The organism is Botrimarina colliarenosi (genome assembly GCF_007859955.1).
Taxonomy (GTDB): Bacteria; Planctomycetota; Planctomycetia; order Pirellulales; family Lacipirellulaceae; genus Botrimarina; species Botrimarina colliarenosi.
The window spans coordinates 1,019,661-1,035,838 of record NZ_SJPR01000001.1; the positions used below are offsets into that span (position 1 = coordinate 1,019,661).

Genomic DNA, 16,178 nt, shown 5'->3' on the forward strand with positions numbered 1-16,178 from the left:
ACGATCAGCGTCGCCGACGCCGGCCGAACGCGGCTGCGGCGAGGAGCAAAACGCCGGTCGGTTCGGGGACCGCAACGGCAGCCGTCCCGCCGCGGACGGCGCCGTAGTTAGCTTGCCACACCGTGTAATCCGCTTGGGTGAGGGTCTTGCCGAGGCCGTCTCGCCAGACGGTGTAATCGGCGGCGTCGACCACGTCGTCGAAGTTGAAGTCGCCCGGCAGGTTGGCGAGTCCGTCGATACGGGTTGGCACGCCGACGTCGATGTGAAGGTGATTGAGGTGGCCGTTCGACGCGTCGAGAACCGCGACGCCGGGCGCCTGGGCGTTGATGGCGTTGCGGATGTCGTTGTTCGACGTCAGGACCCGCGTGACGCCGGTCGTGCCGGGGGCGTTGATGAACGCCAATGCGTGCTGCACGACCTGCGATTCGGCGAAACTGAGGGAGCCGTTGCCAACGTTCCAGGTCGAGCTGTCGACGTGGACATCGATATCAAGGCCGACGCGGTGCGACGAATGGAACGCGCCTGACCCGTAACCATCGAGCGTCGAGATTCCGTTGGTCATCTGAGTGACGCCGGTCGTCTGCTTCGCCAGGGCGGAGCCTTTGGTGAAGACGTCGAGCGCCCAGCTGGCGCCGAACCGCTCGGGCTGCGGTGTGGTTCCACTTCGGTCGCCACCGGGGAGGATGTCGAAATCGCCGATCAGGTTGCTGAGGCTGAACGTGCCGGGGACTTGCGGGTCGGGGTCGATCAGTTCGTCCCACGTTGGGGCGTTGGCCGCGTTGAGCCAGGCGGCGGTGGTCGGCCCGACGATGCCGTCGGCCTGCGAGGACGACGACTGGGTCGCGTTGACGCCGCCATCGAACACGGCCTGAAAGGTCTGCATCGCCGTGTCGGTGGCGGTGTTGAACGCGCCGCTCACCGCGACGGGCGAACCCCCTTCCGCGACGAAGCCGAAGTAGCGGAGCCGCTGTTGTTGCTGGGCGACGTAGAGCGGGTTGTTGGCTGTGCGGTTGACCCGCTCGAAGCTTTGCAGGACCGCCCCGTCGCCGGCGCCTGTGTAGCCGGGCTGTACGGTGACGGCGAAGGTCTTCGTCTGGCCGCCGATGACCAGGCTCCCCTCGAGACGACCCTGGAAGCCGCGGGCGGTCGAATTGACATCCCCTTGGCCGGGGGTGTCGAAACGCGGGTTGGCGAGAACCCACAGGCGGCCGTCGGTCGCGAACGATCCCTGGCTGAGCTGGCTGCTGGTATAGACCGAGTGCCCCAAGAAGCCACCGGTGGAGAGCCCGCCAAAGGTTGCGCCGGCGGCCACGCCTGGTAACGCCCCGAAGTCGAGCTCGATGGCGTCACCTGCCCGGCCGTAAAACTCGAAGTCAGCTGCCGACGCGCCCGACGACGCTAGCAAGAACAAGAGGGCGAGCGTGGTGGCAGCGCTACGAAATGGCATGGCGGAGCGTTTAGAGAGCGTTTGGCAAGTCGCAAACAGGGGAACATTCATTCTAGGCGCTGCGGTCGCGGTAGCCCCTGCGAATTGCGCAGACGAGGCGCCGCATACCCCCCGATGGGGTGTGACTCAAAGGTGGCTATCAGGGTCCGGCTTAGACAGGTACGTTACCCGGCTGCTTGTCGTCTGCGCTGCCCGAAAGGGAGTGCACGAAACCCACCCAAAAGCCCCCGCCGCCCCGTCGACGTGGACAAGTTTCATTTTCCGCCCTGGGTCAATACCTTCACCTTAATGGTGCTAGGTGGCATCGCCGCAGGCGGCGCCTACGCCGGCGCCGTGCTGTTTTACGGCACGATGCCCCGGGTGATGTACACCGGCTACCAGCCGGAGCAGCCGGTCCCGTACAGCCACAAGCTGCACGCGGGCGAGTTGAAGATCGACTGCCGCTATTGCCACACGACGGTCGACAAGGCGGGTCACGCGGCGATCCCGGCGACCAACACCTGCGGCAACTGTCACAACGCCACACAGAACCCGGACGGCACGCTCGCCAAGACGGCGATCCACACGACCAGCCTCAAGCTCACCAAAGTGCGTGAGAGCCTGGCGACCGACAAATCGATCTATTGGGAAAAGGTCCACGACCTGGCCGACTACGTCTACTTCAACCACTCGGCCCACGTGAACAAGGGTGTCGGTTGCGTCGAGTGCCACGGCCGCATCGACAAGATGGAGGTCGTCTATCAGCACGAGCCGCTGTCGATGAGCTGGTGTCTCGATTGCCACCGCAATCCCGAGCCGCGGCTCCGCCCGCTGGATCAGATCACCAACATGGAGTGGGACCCAGAGGTCAGCGGCGAGGGCTCCCGCGCCGAGGTTGGCGCCGCCGTCGCCGACAAGCTGGGGGTCCACCCCAACACGAACTGCACAACGTGCCACCGCTAACCGCGGCCGGCGCGGGCTGATCCCCGAGGGCGCCTCGCCCGAGCGGGTCGGCGCCAGCGAAGCATTCAATCCAAGCACTGCCGCGTCCCTTCCCGACCGCAGCGATGACCCAAGCGACCGAAAATCCCGTCAGCTCTCGTGCCGCCTCTAGCGAGGGCCCCGCTTCCAGTCGGGTGAGCCCCTACTGGCGGAGCCTCGACGAACTGCAGAGCACCGACGCGTTCCAGGAGTTCCTGGCGCGGGAGTTTCCGCAGTCGGCGTCCGAGTTTCCCGAGGGAGTTTCGCGCCGTCGCTGGATGCAGCTGATGAGCGCGTCGTTCGCCCTGGCGGGCGCCGCCGGCTGCCGCTGGGAGACGGACGAGATCACGCCGTTCGCCAACCGGCCGGAGGGTTACATCCCCGGGACGCACCAGCACTACGCCACCAATATCCATTGGGCCGGCGCCCCGCGTCACCTGCTGGTCACGAAGTTCGACGAGCGCCCCGTCAAGATCGAGGGCAACCCCGATCACCCCGCGTCGCGTGGCGCCGCCGACTCGTTCACCCAAGCGGCGACGCTTGCCCTCTACGACCCCGACCGCGCGACGGCCGTCCAGCTTCGCGACGGCTCGCAGAAGTTTGGCAAGAACTGGAACGACTTCGAGAGCTTCCTCGACGAGCGGCTTGGTGAGCTGGGCGACGGCGCCGAGCTGGCGATCCTCACCCCTTCGATCGATTCGCACACCTTCTACGCGGCCCTCGACCGTGTGAAGGACAAGTACCCTGCGGCCAAGTTCTATCGGCACGACGCCATCTCCCGTGAGAACGAGCTGGCGGGCGCCGAGCTCGCCTTCGGCCAACGCGTGCGGTCGAACTACCGTTTATCGGACGCCAAAGTCATCGCGACGTTCGACGCCGATCTGCTGACGGCGATGCCCGACTCGATGCGGGCGGCCCGCGACTACGCCGAGAAGCGGGACCCCGATGGCGAGATGAACCGTCTCTGGTCGGTCGAGAGCTTTTTTAGCCCGACCGGCGCCGCGGCCGACCACCGGTTGCCGCTCAAGTCGTCCGCCATCGGCGGCTACCTCGCTCAGCTCCGCGACAAGGTGAAGGAGCTCGCGGCGGGCGATCACGATCACGGCGACGCCGTCGAGGGGGAGCCGACCCCCGAGCAGTTCCTCGCCGCGCTTGCCGATGATTTGGTGCACAACCAGGGGACGAGCGTCGTCGTGGTTGGCCCCGGCCAGCCGGCCGCGGTCCACGCGATTGGCCACGAGATCAACGGCCTGCTCGGCAACGTCGGCAAGACGGTCGTCTTCACCGAAGAGCCCAAGCCCCGCGTCGAAGTGGCGGGCATCGACGCCCTCCTCACGGCGATGAAGGACGAGCAGGTCAACACGCTGCTCGTGCTCGACGGCAACCCCGGCTACGACGCCCCCGGCTTTGCCGAAGCGGTTGAAAAGGTCCCCCACACGGTGCGGCTCGGCGTTTACGACGACGAGACTTCGCGGGCCTGCAAATGGTCGCTGCCGCAGACCCATCCGCTCGAAGAGTGGGGCGACGTTATCGCCTGGGACGGCACGGTCGGCGTTTGCCAGCCGATGATCGAACCGCTGCTGGATGGCCGCTCGGTCGTAGAGCTGCTGGCCCTGGTGGCCGGCGACCGCTCGCCGAACGCCCGCCAGATGGTCGCCGACGCCCTCGGCGAAGCGGCCGATGTCCCCGGCGAAGCCGCCTGGAACAAGATGCTGTACGACGGGCTGCTCGCCGACTCGGCGGCCGAGCCAGTCGATGTTGGTCAAGCCAAGGCAGCCCCTGAGCTCCCGGCGTCAGCCGGGGGAGACGACGCCATCGAGCTCGTCTTCGTCCCCAGCAGCAGCACCTACGACGGCCGACTCGCGAACAGCGGCTGGCTGCAAGAGACGCCCGACTTCCTCACCAAGCTGACGTGGGACAACGCCGCTTTGGTGTCGCCCGCGACGGCCGAGAAGCTCGGCCTGCAGCACGGCAAGACGGCAACGCTGTCGGTCGGCGAGACGAGCGTCACGGCGCCGGTCTACGTCATGCCGGGCCAAGCGGCTGGCTCGATCGCGATCGCTCTTGGGTATGGCCGCACCGCGGCGGGCCGCGTTGGTGGTCTGGTTGACCCCGAATCGGGCAAGGCGGCCGAAGGCCTTTACGCCAACGACCTCGCCGCGCTCTGGATCCCCGCCCCGGCCGATCCGGTCGGCGTCGACATCTACCCGCTCCGCGGCGCCGCGATGACCGGCTTTATCGCCGAAGGCGTTGAGATCAAGTCGCTCGGCAAGGACTACCTGCTGGCGACCACGCAGGACCACCACGCGATCGACGCGTTGGGCCTCGAGGCGATCGGCAGGCGGACCAGCGAGCTGATCCGCACCGCGTCGCTCGACCACTACGAGGAGCACCCGAAGTTCGCTCCGGAGATGAGCCACGAGGTGATGGTCCACGTCGATGGCGAGCACCGTCCGACGGAACCCCTCTGGAAGCTCAAAGAATACAAGGGCGACTACGCCTGGGGCATGTCGATCGATCTCGGCAAGTGCATCGGCTGCAACGCCTGCATGGTCGCGTGCCAGGCGGAGAACAACGTCCCGGTGGTCGGCAAGGACCAGGTGTCCAAGGGCCGCGAGATGCACTGGATCCGCATCGACCGCTACTTCAAGGGAACGGCGAATCTCAAGCAGGCGGACGACCCTGAGAACTTCGTCAACCCGCAGGTCGCCCACCAGCCGCTCACCTGCCAGCAGTGCGAGACGGCGCCGTGCGAAGAGGTCTGCCCCGTCGCGGCGACGGTGCACGACGCCGAGGGCCTCAACGGCATGGTCTACAACCGCTGCATCGGCACGCGGTACTGTTCGAACAACTGCCCCTACAAGGTCCGCCGCTTCAACTACTTCCGTTACACGAAGAAGCTGTACGAGGCGTCCAACGAGCTGCAGAAGCTCGTGATCAACCCCGAGGTGACCGTCCGCAGCCGCGGCGTGATGGAGAAGTGCACCTTCTGCGTGCAGCGGATCTCCGCCGCCCGGATCACCGCCAAGAACGAGGGCCGCTCGATTCAGGACGGCGAAGTCGTCTCGGCCTGTGCCCAGGCGTGCCCGACCCGGGCGATCGAGTTCGGCGACCTCCGCGACGAGTCGTCGAAGGTCAGCAAGGCCCACGCGTCGGACCGGGCGTACGGCATCCTCACCGAGCTGATGACTAACCCGCGGAACCTGTTCCTCGCGAAAGTCCGAAACCCGCACCCGATGCTCGCCCGCCCCGACCTCGACCCCGCGGTTCATGGCCATGGCCACGACGAGCACGAGGGCCACGAGGAAGGTCACAGCGACGAACACGACCACGAAGAAGCCCACGCTTGAGAAGAGTTCACCGCGGAGACGCGGAGATCGCGGAAGAAAACGCTGAGAATTCTTCGCTCGCTCGTTCAAAGAAAGACAACCACCAATCACTTTGCGACTGTCTCCGCGTCCTCCGCGACTCCGCGGTGAATCAAGAGAACCAAGAGCAGAGACGACCCTATGGCAACCGCCGATATTCCCGCCGGCTACGTCCCCGGAAAGCTCGGTTCCGTCCCGGAACCGTGGATCGATCCGCCATGGATTGAGGGGGACAACGACTTCCGCAGCGTGACCGACAAGGTCTGCCGGATCGCGGAGAACCCGCGCCCGCCGGTGGCGTGGTTCATCGGTTTCGTCTTCGCCGCGTCGCTGGCCGGCATGCTCGGGGCGATGATCGGCTACCTGATCATCACCGGCGTCGGCGTCTGGGGTAACCAGAACTCGGTGAGCTGGGGCTTCCCGATCGTTAACTTCGTGTTCTGGGTCGGCATCGGCCACGCCGGGACGCTGATCTCCGCCATTCTGTTCCTGTTCCGCCAGCACTGGCGCACCAGCATCAACCGCTTCGCCGAGGCGATGACGATCTTCGCGGTCGTCTGCGCAGGCACGTTCCCCGGCATCCATATCGGCCGGGTCTGGTTCGCTTACTACCTGTTCCCCATCCCCGATACGCGGCTCTACATGTGGCCGCAGTTCCGCAGCCCGCTGCTGTGGGACGTCTTCGCGGTCGGCACCTACGCGACGGTGTCGCTGCTGTTCTGGTACATGGGAATGATCCCCGACCTGGCGACCCTGCGAGACCGGGCCCGCCACCCGATCCGCCGGATGGCTTACGGCATCCTGTCGGTCGGCTGGATCGGTTCGGCCACGCAGTGGCGGATCTACGAGAAGGCCTACGCCCTGCTCGCCGCCTTGGCGACGCCGCTGGTTCTCTCGGTGCACACGATCGTTTCGTTCGACTTCGCGGTGAGCCAGCTCCCGGGCTGGCACACGACGATCTTCCCGCCGTACTTCGTCGCCGGCGCCGTGTTTAGCGGGTTCGGCATGGTGCTGACACTGATGATCCCGGCCCGCGAGTGGTTTGGGCTGAAGGACATCGTGACGATGCGGCACATCGACTGCATGTGCAAGATCATCATCGCCACCGGCTCGATGGTCGGTTTCGCCTACCTGACCGAGTTCTTCATCGCCTGGTACGGCGGCAACCCGTACGAGCAGTTCGCCTTCATCAACCGGGCGTTCGGCCCGACCTGGTGGGCGTACTGGACGATGGTCACGTGCAACGTGATCTCGCCGCAGCTGTTCTGGTTCGGCTTCGTCCGCCGCAACCCGATGCTGATTTTCATCATCTCGATCTTCGTGAACATCGGGATGTGGTTCGAGCGGTACGTGATCATCCTCTCGCTGGAGCGGACGTTCATCCCCGGCAGCTGGCAGTCGTTCGTCCCGACGTGGATCGACCTCGGGATGCTGGTTGGCAGCTTCGGGCTGTTCTTCACGCTGTTCCTGTTGTTCTGCCGGTTCTTGCCGATCGTGGCGATGAGCGAGGTGAAGCAGGTGATGGCGCACGTCGATGGCAACCCCCACCTGCCGGGCAAAGCAGCGGCGGCCCACTGAGCCTTTTTCCGCATTTATCCCCCGGTGAATGGCCGCGGGCTAACTACGACAAACATGACCGATACCGCCACCACCGACGTCACGCCCCAGCCGAAGCGGCTCGGTCTGCTCGCGCAGTTCGCGGGGCCGGATGAGCTGATCGCCGCCGCCGAGAAGGTCACCGACGCCGGCTACCAAAAGGTCGAGGCCTACTCGCCGTTCGCCGTCATCGGCATCGACGAGGCGCTGAAGGCGAAGAAGACGCAGCTGCCGTGGCTCGTGTTCTGCATGGGCCTCACGGGGTGCCTCGTCGGCATCACGATGCAGTGCTACATGAACGGCGTCGAGGGCTCTTGGTGGCTCTCGGGTTACGACTACCTGATTAGCGGCAAACCTTCGTTCAGCATCCCGGCGTTCATCCCCGTGACGTTCGAGCTGACGATCCTGCTGAGCGCCTTCGGCGCGTTCTTCGGCATGTTGGCTTTCAATCAACTGCCGAAGCTGTTCAACCCGCTGCTGCGGAGTGACCGCTTCGCCGAGGTGACGACCGACGGGTTCTTCCTGCTGGTCGACGCCAAGGACGGCAAGTACGCCGAGGCCGAGACCGAGGCGTTCCTCACCTCGGTTGGCGCCACCGCGGTCGAGACTGTCGATGAGGTTGTGACCGGCTACGCGCTGCCGGCCGGCATCCACCTGGTGGGCGCCTCGGTGGCGACCGCCGCGTTGCTCGTGCCGCTTTACCTGTGGATGACGTCGTCGACGACGACCTCGTTGCCGCGGATCACCCTGTTCAAGGACATGGAGAACCAGGCCAAGTACAAGGCCCAGCGTCCGAGCACGTTGTTCGCCGACGGCCGTGCGGCCCGCCCGCCGATCGATGGAACCGTCGCCCGCGGCAGCGGCAAGGACGACGTCGAGCTGTACTACGGCGTGAAGCCCGAGTCGAATCTCGTCGGCGCCTTCGGCGGGGGCGACTTGCAGTTCGCCTCGTTCAACGGCGACGGCCCGGTCAAAGCGACGCTCGTGGCCGAGGGCGATGAGGCCGATTCCGCCGCCGAGCCCGCGGAAGCCGCCGCCGACGCGGCGCCGGCCGAAATGGAAGAGAAGGACTGGGTCACCGAGTTCCCCAAGTCGCTGAAGATCAGCAGCCAGTTGATGGACCGCGGCCAGCAGCGCTTCAACATCCACTGCGCCGCGTGCCACGGCCTGACGGGCGCCGGCGACGGCCTCGTGACGCAGCGAGCCCTCGGCCTGCAGCAGGGCACCTGGGTCCAGCCAACCAGCCTCCACGCCGAGGCGGTCGTCACCCAACCGGTGGGACGGATCTTCAACACGATCACCAACGGCATCCGCAAGATGCCGGGCTACAAGGAGCACATCACCCCCGAAGACCGGTGGGCGATCGTACTGTACCTCCAAGCGCTGCAGCGCTCGCAGAACGCCTCGGCCGACGACCTGCCGGCCGACAAGCGTCGCGAGCTGAGCACCCTGAAGTAAGCAATTAACCACTGAGATCACAGAGAACGCAGAGAGTAAGCACCGAGTCGATTCTTTGACAGAATCGCCAGGATCAGCGGAACGGAATTGATCCTGTCGATCCTGTAAATCCTGTCAAAGAAACTCGGTGTTCTCTGTGCTCTCCGTGGTGAAACCGAACCCGCGATTTTCGATGGCTAGCTTGGTCAACGCCGACATCACCGAGATCCGCCAAGCCTCCGCCGGGCTCGCCGGCGCCGGCTTCTTGCCTGGCGCTTTGGGTGCCGCCCTGTTGGGGGGCGCCGCCGCGATCGGATTCGCGATGGGGTCGTGGGAGCAGTTCGTCCACGCCTATCTGCTCGCCGTGATGTATGTCACGTCGCTCGGCGTCGGCGGGTTGTTCTTCGTGCTGGCCCACCACCTGACCGGGGGCCGCTGGGGGACCACGGTCCGCCGTCTCGCGGAGATCACCGCCGGGACGCTCGCCGTCTCGTTCGCGATGTACTTGTTGATTCTGGTCCTCGGCGTGCTGGCGGGGAGCGATGCGCTCTACCCGTGGGTCAATCCCGACATGTTCGTCGGCGACCAGATCATGGAGTCGAAGCGGCCGTACCTCGACCCGACCTGGTTCACGATCCGTTCGTGCGTTTACTACGTCATCTGGATCGCGATGGCGTGGACGATGCTTGGCCTCTCGACGCGGCAAGACAGCAGCGAGCCGACCAAGCGGGCCCGGGCGATGCAGTGGTACGCCGGCCCGATGATGCCGATCTTCGCCTTGAGCCTGAACTTTGCTTCGTTCGACTGGATGATGACGCTCGAGCCGCACTGGTTCAGCACGATGTTTGGCGTCTACTTCTTCGCCGGCTCGTTCGAGGGCTTCCTCGCCTGGCTGATCTTGCTGTGCGTTGTGCTGCAGGGCCGCGGCGTGCTGACCCAGTCGGTCACCACCGAGCACTACCACGACTTGGCGAAGCTGATGTTCGCGTTCGTTGTCTTCTGGGGCTACATCGCGTTCAGCCAGTACATGTTGATCTGGTACGCGGCGATCCCCGAAGAAACCCTCTGGTACGATATCCGCCAGCATGGCGTGTGGCCCTTCTGGGGCCTCGCTCTGGCGGCAGGTCACCTGCTGGTTCCGTTCCTCGGTTTCATGTCCAAAGCGGTCCGACGGAACAAGCAGCTGATGCTGTTCTGGGCCTGCTGGATGCTAGCGATGCACTGGATCGATTTGGCGTACGTCATTTTGCCGCAGGTCCGTGCCGAGGGGTCGGTAGCCGTTACGATCGTCTTGGGGCTGATCGCCACCGCGGGCGCGCTCGGCGTGTTCCTGTGGGCTTGGATGAGCGGCGCCGCTGGCAAGTGGCTGTTGCCGGTCCAAGACCCCCGGTTGCCGATCGCCCTCAGCTATCACAATCACTGAGGCCCAACCGCCGAGGCGGTCTACCGATCGCCTGACCGGCGAAAACCGACCAAACCGCGGCCGTAGCGGTTTCCCGTCACGGCCGCCGCGACGAAAATCAGTTGATCCCGCCCTGCCTGAGCGGTTAGCACTAACTGGCGAACCAAAGCGATGAGCCACACCCCCGTTACCATTCCTGCCGGCCAGCCGATCCCCGAGCCGGGCGTCGAGCCCGAGGGCATCGAGAGCCTGACGATGCTCATTTGGGGCTTCGTTTCGGTCGCCATCGTCCTAGGAATGATATTCGGGTCGTCGGCCCTATACTTCGCGGCGCAGCGACAACTCGACGCGAAGCGGGTAATCGCTCCCCCCTACTTCAGCTCCGACAAGGTGATTACCGACCAGCAAGGGGTTCTCGCGAGCTACGCCCCCCCCGCCTCGGAAGGGAAGCCCTTCACGATCCCCATCGACCGCGCCAAGCAACTCGTGCTCGCCGACCTCCAGAGCAAAGCGTCCGAGTAACCCAGCCGCCGAATAGCCGAACCGCTGACTAGCCAAGCCGCTGACTAGCCGGTTGGACCGTCTCCCGACCTCAGCACGAAGCCCATGACCACTCGCTTGAACCCGACCCGCCTCAGCGGGGCCTTTGTGGCCCTGGCGCTGGCGGCGTGCGCGGTTCCGGCGTCGGCCCAGCTGCTTGAGAAGCTCCCCGAGGAGATGGAGGGCGTCGGCATCGACGACAACTCGGGCCAGCAGATCCCGCTTGACCTGCGGTTTCGCGACGAGAACGGCCGCGCCCTGTCGCTGGTCGAGGTCTTCTCGGGCCAGCGGCCCGTGCTGTTGTCGCTCAACTACAGCGACTGCCCGATGCTGTGCGGCGTGCAGCTCAACGGCTTGGTCGACACGCTCCAGCAGATCGAGGGTTGGACCCCCGGCCGAGAGTTTGACGTCGTGAGCGTCAGCGTCGATCCGCTCGAAACAACCCAGCGCGCCAAGCTCACCGAGCAGAAGTACCTCGACCGGTACGGCCGCGGCGGCGCCGCGAGCGGATTCCGTTTCTTGACCGGCAACCAGCAGAACATCCGCGCGCTCGCCGACGCGGTCGGGTTCCGTTACAAGTACGTCCCCGACACGAAAGAGTACGCCCACACCGCGGCGGAAATCGTCGTGTCGCCCAAGGGGATGATTTCCCGCTACCTGTACGGCGTCGCGTACGACCCGCAGACGGTGCGGCTCTCGCTGGTCGAGGCGGCCGACGGCAAGATCGGTTCGCCGCTCGACCAGATCATCCTGTTCTGCTTCCATTACGACGAGACCAAGGGCCGCTACGGTCCGGTCGCCCGCCGGGTGATGAGCCTCGGCGCCGGCGTGACGGTTTGCGCCCTGACGCTCGGTCTGATCCCCTTCTGGATGCGGCGGACGCCGACCGGCGACGCCGAAGCCTCTCTCGAAACCAACCCCGCTACGCCGCAAGCGGCCCCGCACGATGCGGCCGAGCGGGAGCCCATTGAAGTCTGAGACCGATGATTTCTGTTCCTAACTTCGCACCGCTACTAGCCGGTTTTTGGTTCCGCGACGCCGCCTCGACCGGCGCCGCGGACGTCGACTGGCTGTACTTCTTCATCCTCTGGCTGAGCGTCTTTTTCTTCTTCTTGATCACGGCGCTAACGGTGGCGTTTGTCGCCCGTTACTACGCGCGGCCGGGTCATGCCGCAGAGCACACCCCGCACCACAACAATGCGTTGGAAGCGGCCTGGTCGATCTTCCCCGGGTTCTTGGTCGTCGCGATTTTCTACTGGGGTTTCACCGGCTACCTCGACCTGCGGACGCCGCCCGAGAACGCCTATGAAATCCGTGTCGTCGCGAAGAAGTGGAACTGGTCGTTCATGTACCCCAACGGGGTCGTCGACCCCAACCTGCACGTCCCGGCCGACCAGCCCGTGAAGCTCGTGATGTCTTCGGACGACGTGCTGCACAGCCTCTACATCCCGGCGTTCCGGGTGAAGATGGACGTCGTGCCCGGTCGCTACAGCACCCTGTGGTTCGAGGCCACGAAGCCGAACGACGAGTCTTATGACCAAGCGATCGACGCGACGACCACCGGCTCCGACGAAAATGGCTACGACCTGTTCTGCACCGAGTACTGCGGCCAGGGCCACTCGGCGATGCTCGCCAAGGTGATCGTCCACAAGTCGGGGACGTTCGAGACGTGGCTCGAGGACGCCGCAAAGATCGACCCGGCCAGCTCGCCCGTCGAGCTTGGCAAAGACATCTGGAAGTACCGCGGCTGCGCCCAGTGCCACTCGGTCGACGGAGCCAAGGGGACCGGCCCGACTTGGAAGGACACCTACGGCACCGAGCAGGCGACCGACAAAGGCGAAGTCACGGTCGATGAGAATTACATCCGCGAATCGATCCTCAACCCGATGGCGAAGATCCGCGACGGCTACAAGGGCGTGATGCCTAGCTACCAGGGGCAGCTCAAAGACGCCGAGATCGCCTCGGTGATCTGGTACATCAAGAGTCTCAAGGAAGGCGAGGAGGTCGCCGCCTCGTGGGACGAGATTGGTGGCGTGCCTGGTCAGGAAGAGACGCCTGCCGAGGAAGGCGCCGACGGCGACGAACCTGCGGACGCCGAAGAGCCTGCCGAGCCGGCCGATGCCGCGCCCGCTGACGAACAATAACCCGCCGCCTGACCGCGTCGGAGACGACGCGGCCCGCTGACACGCAATCAACCACCAGTCGACGGCCACCAGCCACCAGCCTGTCATGATCTCCCAATCTCGCGAACACTCGCTGCTCGAAGCGATCACCGCGGACCCCAGTCGCAAGGTGTACATCCCGCAGGGCCGCAGCTACCTGCAGAACCCGCCCGGGACCACCTTCTGGCAGGGCGTGGCGTCGTGGGTCTTTACGCTCGACCACAAGCGGATCGGCGTGATGTACCTGTGCGGCGTGATGTTCTCGTTCCTGCTCGGGGGCCTCTTTGCGGGCGCCGTCCGGATGGAACTGTGGAACGGCACGCCCGACCTGTTGGGCGACACGCTCCAAACCGCGCAAGACAACTACAACCAGATGTTCACGCTGCACGGCGCGGTGATGACGTTCCTGTTCATCATCCCGAGTATCCCCGCTGCGCTAGGAAATATCTTCTTGCCGATGATGCTGGGGGCGAAAGACGTCGCCTTTCCGCGGATGAACCTCGCCAGCTTCTACCTCTGGTGCAGCGGCGCGATCTTCTTCATCGCGACGCTGCTCACTTCGGGCCTCGACACCGGCTGGACGTTCTACACGCCCTACAGCACGACCACGTCGACAAGCGTCATACTGGCGACGATGGGCGTCTTCATCCTTGGCTTCAGCTCGATCTTCACCGGCCTGAACTTCGTCGTGACGGTCAACACGATGCGTCCCAAGGGGATGACGTGGTTCAAGATGCCGCTGTTCCTGTGGGGCATCTACGCCACGGCGATCATCCAGGTCCTCGCGACCCCCGTGCTGGCGATCACGCTGGTGCTGCTGATGTGCGAGCGGCTGATGGGGATCGGCATCTTCGACCCTCTGCTGGGCGGCGACCCGGTGCTGTACCAGCACTTCTTCTGGTTCTACTCGCACCCGGCCGTCTACATCATGATCCTGCCGGGCATGGCGATCATCTCGGAGGTGATCCCGGTCTACAGCCGCAAGCATATCTTCGGCTACACGTTCATCGCGTACAGCTCGATCGCGATCGCCCTGCTGGGCTTCCTGGTCTGGGGCCACCACATGTTCACCAGCACCGAGAGCAAGCTCGCGGCGGTGATCTTCAGCGCGTTGACGTTCACGGTCTCGATCCCGTCGGCGATCAAGGTCTTCAATTGGCTAGCGACCATGTACAAGGGGTCGATCCACCTCAACACGGCGATGCTCTACGCCCTGGCGTTCATCATCCAGTTCACCATCGGCGGCTTGACGGGCCTGTTCCTCGGCGCCCTGGCGGTCGATGTCCACCTGCACGACACCTACTTCGTCGTGGCCCACTTCCACTACGTGATGATGGGGAGCACGCTGATCGCCTTCCTCGCCGGCATCCACCACTGGTGGCCGAAGATGTTCGGCAAGATGTACAACGAGCGGTTGGCGCAGATCGCCAGCGGCCTCGTCTTCATCGGCTTCAACCTGACGTTCTTCCCGCAGTTCATCCTCGGCACCCAAGGCATGCCGCGACGCTACGCGGCTTACAAGCCGGAGTTCCAGTTCCTGCACCAGCTGTCGACCAGCGGCTACTTCGTGTTAGGCGCGGGTCTGGTGATGGCCGCGGCGGTGTTGATCTACTCGTTATTCCGCGGCAAGAAGGCGCCGAACAACCCGTGGGGCGCCGCAACGCTGGAGTGGAAGTGCTGCAGCCCGCCGACAACGGCGAACTTCGAGATTCAACCCTGGACCGGCAGCCCCTACGTCTACGACGACTTCGTCTTCGACCCCGACGAGGGGGGCTATGTCGAAGTGCTCCCCGACCTGCACCGCAGCGCCGCGGTCCCCGCCGAAAGGCCGGCCGTCCCTGCGACCCACTAGTTTAATAGCGTCACCGCGGAGACGCGGAGGTCGCGGAGCGAGCTGGTAGACGTCTTGGCGTCCTCCGCGTCTCCGCGGTGATTTCAAAAAACCTGACAGACAGAAGCGACGATGGCCGACGCCGCCACGCTAGACGCCCCAGAAACCGAACCGCACGGCGCGGGTCACGATCACGGGCATGACGATCATGGGCACGGGCACCCGTCGCTCGCGCACCACTTCGAGGACCTCGAACAGCAGTTCCAGGCCGGCAAGCTCGGCATGTGGCTGTTCTTGGCCCAGGAGGTGCTCTTCTTCTCGGGGCTCTTCGCCGCGTACACCGTGTACCGCTGGCACTACCCCGAGGTGTTCGTCGACGCGCACCACCACCTCAACAAGACGCTCGGTGCGGTCAATACGATCGTGCTGCTAGCGAGCAGCCTGGCGATCGCCTGGGGGGTGCGGGCCGCGATGCGGAACGACCGCCGGACGATCCTCAACACGCATGTCTTCACGCTTGGCTGCGCAGCGCTGTTCCTCGGCGTTAAGGCGATCGAGTACACGCACAAGTGGGACGAGGGGATCGGCGCCGGCAACTTTTACAAGTTCACCGGCGGCCACGTCTCGGCCGACTGGTACTTCGGCGATTACATGCCCGGGATCGCGATTTGGTCGATCGTCATCGGCGCGCTCGTCTGCTGGGGCGGCGCTATCTGGGCGAGCAACGCAAAGGTGGTGAAGGGCTGGGTGACCGGCTCCATCGGCGTCTGCATCCTTTCGTTCGGTCTCGGGATCGTGCTCGCCAAGTGCGTCATGCCGACCGAGGCCGAGCTCGCCCGGGCCGAAGGGCACGGCGGCCCCCACGCCGCGTCCCACGACGCCCCCGCGACCGGCAAGCCGATGCCCGCCCCCGCGCACGGCGAGTTAGTGCAGACCTCGATGTCGGCGGAGACCACCACCGACGGCCAGACCGCCCCCGCCGCCGAAGGCGTCGCGACGACGGAAGACGCCGCCAAGGCCGACCAGCCCCCGAGCGAAGTGGTCAATCCCGAGGGCGCGAACGTCGAAATCGCCAAAGCCGAAGTGGTCCAGGGCGAAGCCCCCGGGGGCGAGCCCGCCGCCAGCGAGACGCTCGGCCAAGCCGCCCCGCGCGAGCCGCGATTCGGCGCCGCTAACTTCTTCAGCATCTACTTCGTCATGACCGGCGTGCACGCGGTGCACATCATCGCCGGCATCATCGCGATTACCTGGGTCGTCGCCAAAGCGGCCGCCGACGAGTTCTCTGCCGAGTACTTCCTCCCAGTTGAGAACGTTGGTCTCTACTGGCACTTGGTGGACCTCGTGTGGATCTACCTGTTCCCGCTGATGTACCTCATTCATTAAGCCCATCAGCTATCAGCAACCCGATTCGAACGGGTCGCTGGCTGACCGTCGA

At 65.1% G+C, this 16,178-nt stretch carries 11 protein-coding genes; 10 read left to right on the plus strand and 1 reads right to left on the minus strand.

All coding sequences use genetic code 11. The features are described from left to right. Positions 1-4: 4 nt before the first annotated feature. Positions 5-1,447, minus strand: coding sequence for a peptidoglycan-binding domain-containing protein (locus tag Pla108_RS03940; protein WP_146443222.1), 1,443 nt, complete (start codon positions 1,445-1,447; stop codon positions 5-7). A gap of 243 nt (positions 1,448-1,690) precedes the next feature. Here Pla108_RS03940 and Pla108_RS03945 point away from each other — a divergent pair, with 243 nt between their 5' ends. The 10 genes from Pla108_RS03945 (at position 1,691) to Pla108_RS20815 (ending at position 16,126) form a co-directional block, all read left to right on the plus strand. After that, on the plus strand, positions 1,691-2,389 hold the full coding sequence (locus tag Pla108_RS03945; RefSeq protein ID WP_146443224.1) for a cytochrome c3 family protein: 699 nt from the start codon (positions 1,691-1,693) through the stop codon (positions 2,387-2,389). 104 nt (positions 2,390-2,493) lie between these two features. Continuing rightward, positions 2,494-5,757 carry a TAT-variant-translocated molybdopterin oxidoreductase gene (locus Pla108_RS03950; RefSeq protein ID WP_146443226.1) on the plus strand — a complete coding sequence of 1,088 codons (3,264 nt, stop codon included), beginning with the start codon at positions 2,494-2,496 and terminating at the stop codon, positions 5,755-5,757. Positions 5,758-5,916: 159 nt separating this feature from the next. Beyond that, entirely contained in the window at positions 5,917-7,353 is a 1,437-nt protein-coding gene (gene nrfD / locus Pla108_RS03955; protein WP_146443228.1) for an NrfD/PsrC family molybdoenzyme membrane anchor subunit, read from the plus strand. A 54-nt stretch (positions 7,354-7,407) separates the two neighbouring features. Further along, positions 7,408-8,829 carry a quinol:electron acceptor oxidoreductase subunit ActD gene (locus Pla108_RS03960; protein WP_146443230.1) on the plus strand — a complete coding sequence of 474 codons (1,422 nt, stop codon included), beginning with the start codon at positions 7,408-7,410 and terminating at the stop codon, positions 8,827-8,829. Positions 8,830-9,001: 172 nt separating this feature from the next. Beyond that, entirely contained in the window at positions 9,002-10,231 is a 1,230-nt protein-coding gene (locus tag Pla108_RS03965) for a quinol:cytochrome C oxidoreductase (protein ID WP_146443232.1), read from the plus strand. A 150-nt stretch (positions 10,232-10,381) separates the two neighbouring features. Beyond that, positions 10,382-10,732, plus strand: coding sequence for a hypothetical protein (locus Pla108_RS03970; protein ID WP_146443234.1), 351 nt, complete (start codon positions 10,382-10,384; stop codon positions 10,730-10,732). A gap of 84 nt (positions 10,733-10,816) precedes the next feature. Then, positions 10,817-11,728 (plus strand): SCO family protein, encoded by a 912-nt coding sequence (locus Pla108_RS03975; protein WP_146443236.1) that lies wholly within the window; start codon positions 10,817-10,819, stop codon positions 11,726-11,728. Between the two features lie 5 nt (positions 11,729-11,733). Beyond that, entirely contained in the window at positions 11,734-12,894 is a 1,161-nt protein-coding gene (locus tag Pla108_RS03980) for a cytochrome c oxidase subunit II (RefSeq protein WP_197526222.1), read from the plus strand. Between the two features lie 85 nt (positions 12,895-12,979). Beyond that, positions 12,980-14,764: a cytochrome c oxidase subunit I gene (locus Pla108_RS03985; protein WP_146443238.1), complete on the plus strand. Its 1,785-nt coding sequence runs from the start codon at positions 12,980-12,982 to the stop codon at positions 14,762-14,764. Positions 14,765-14,875: 111 nt separating this feature from the next. Next, a complete protein-coding gene (locus Pla108_RS20815; RefSeq protein ID WP_197526223.1) occupies positions 14,876-16,126 on the plus strand; it encodes a cytochrome c oxidase subunit 3 in 1,251 nt (416 codons plus the stop codon). Positions 16,127-16,178 lie beyond the last annotated feature (52 nt).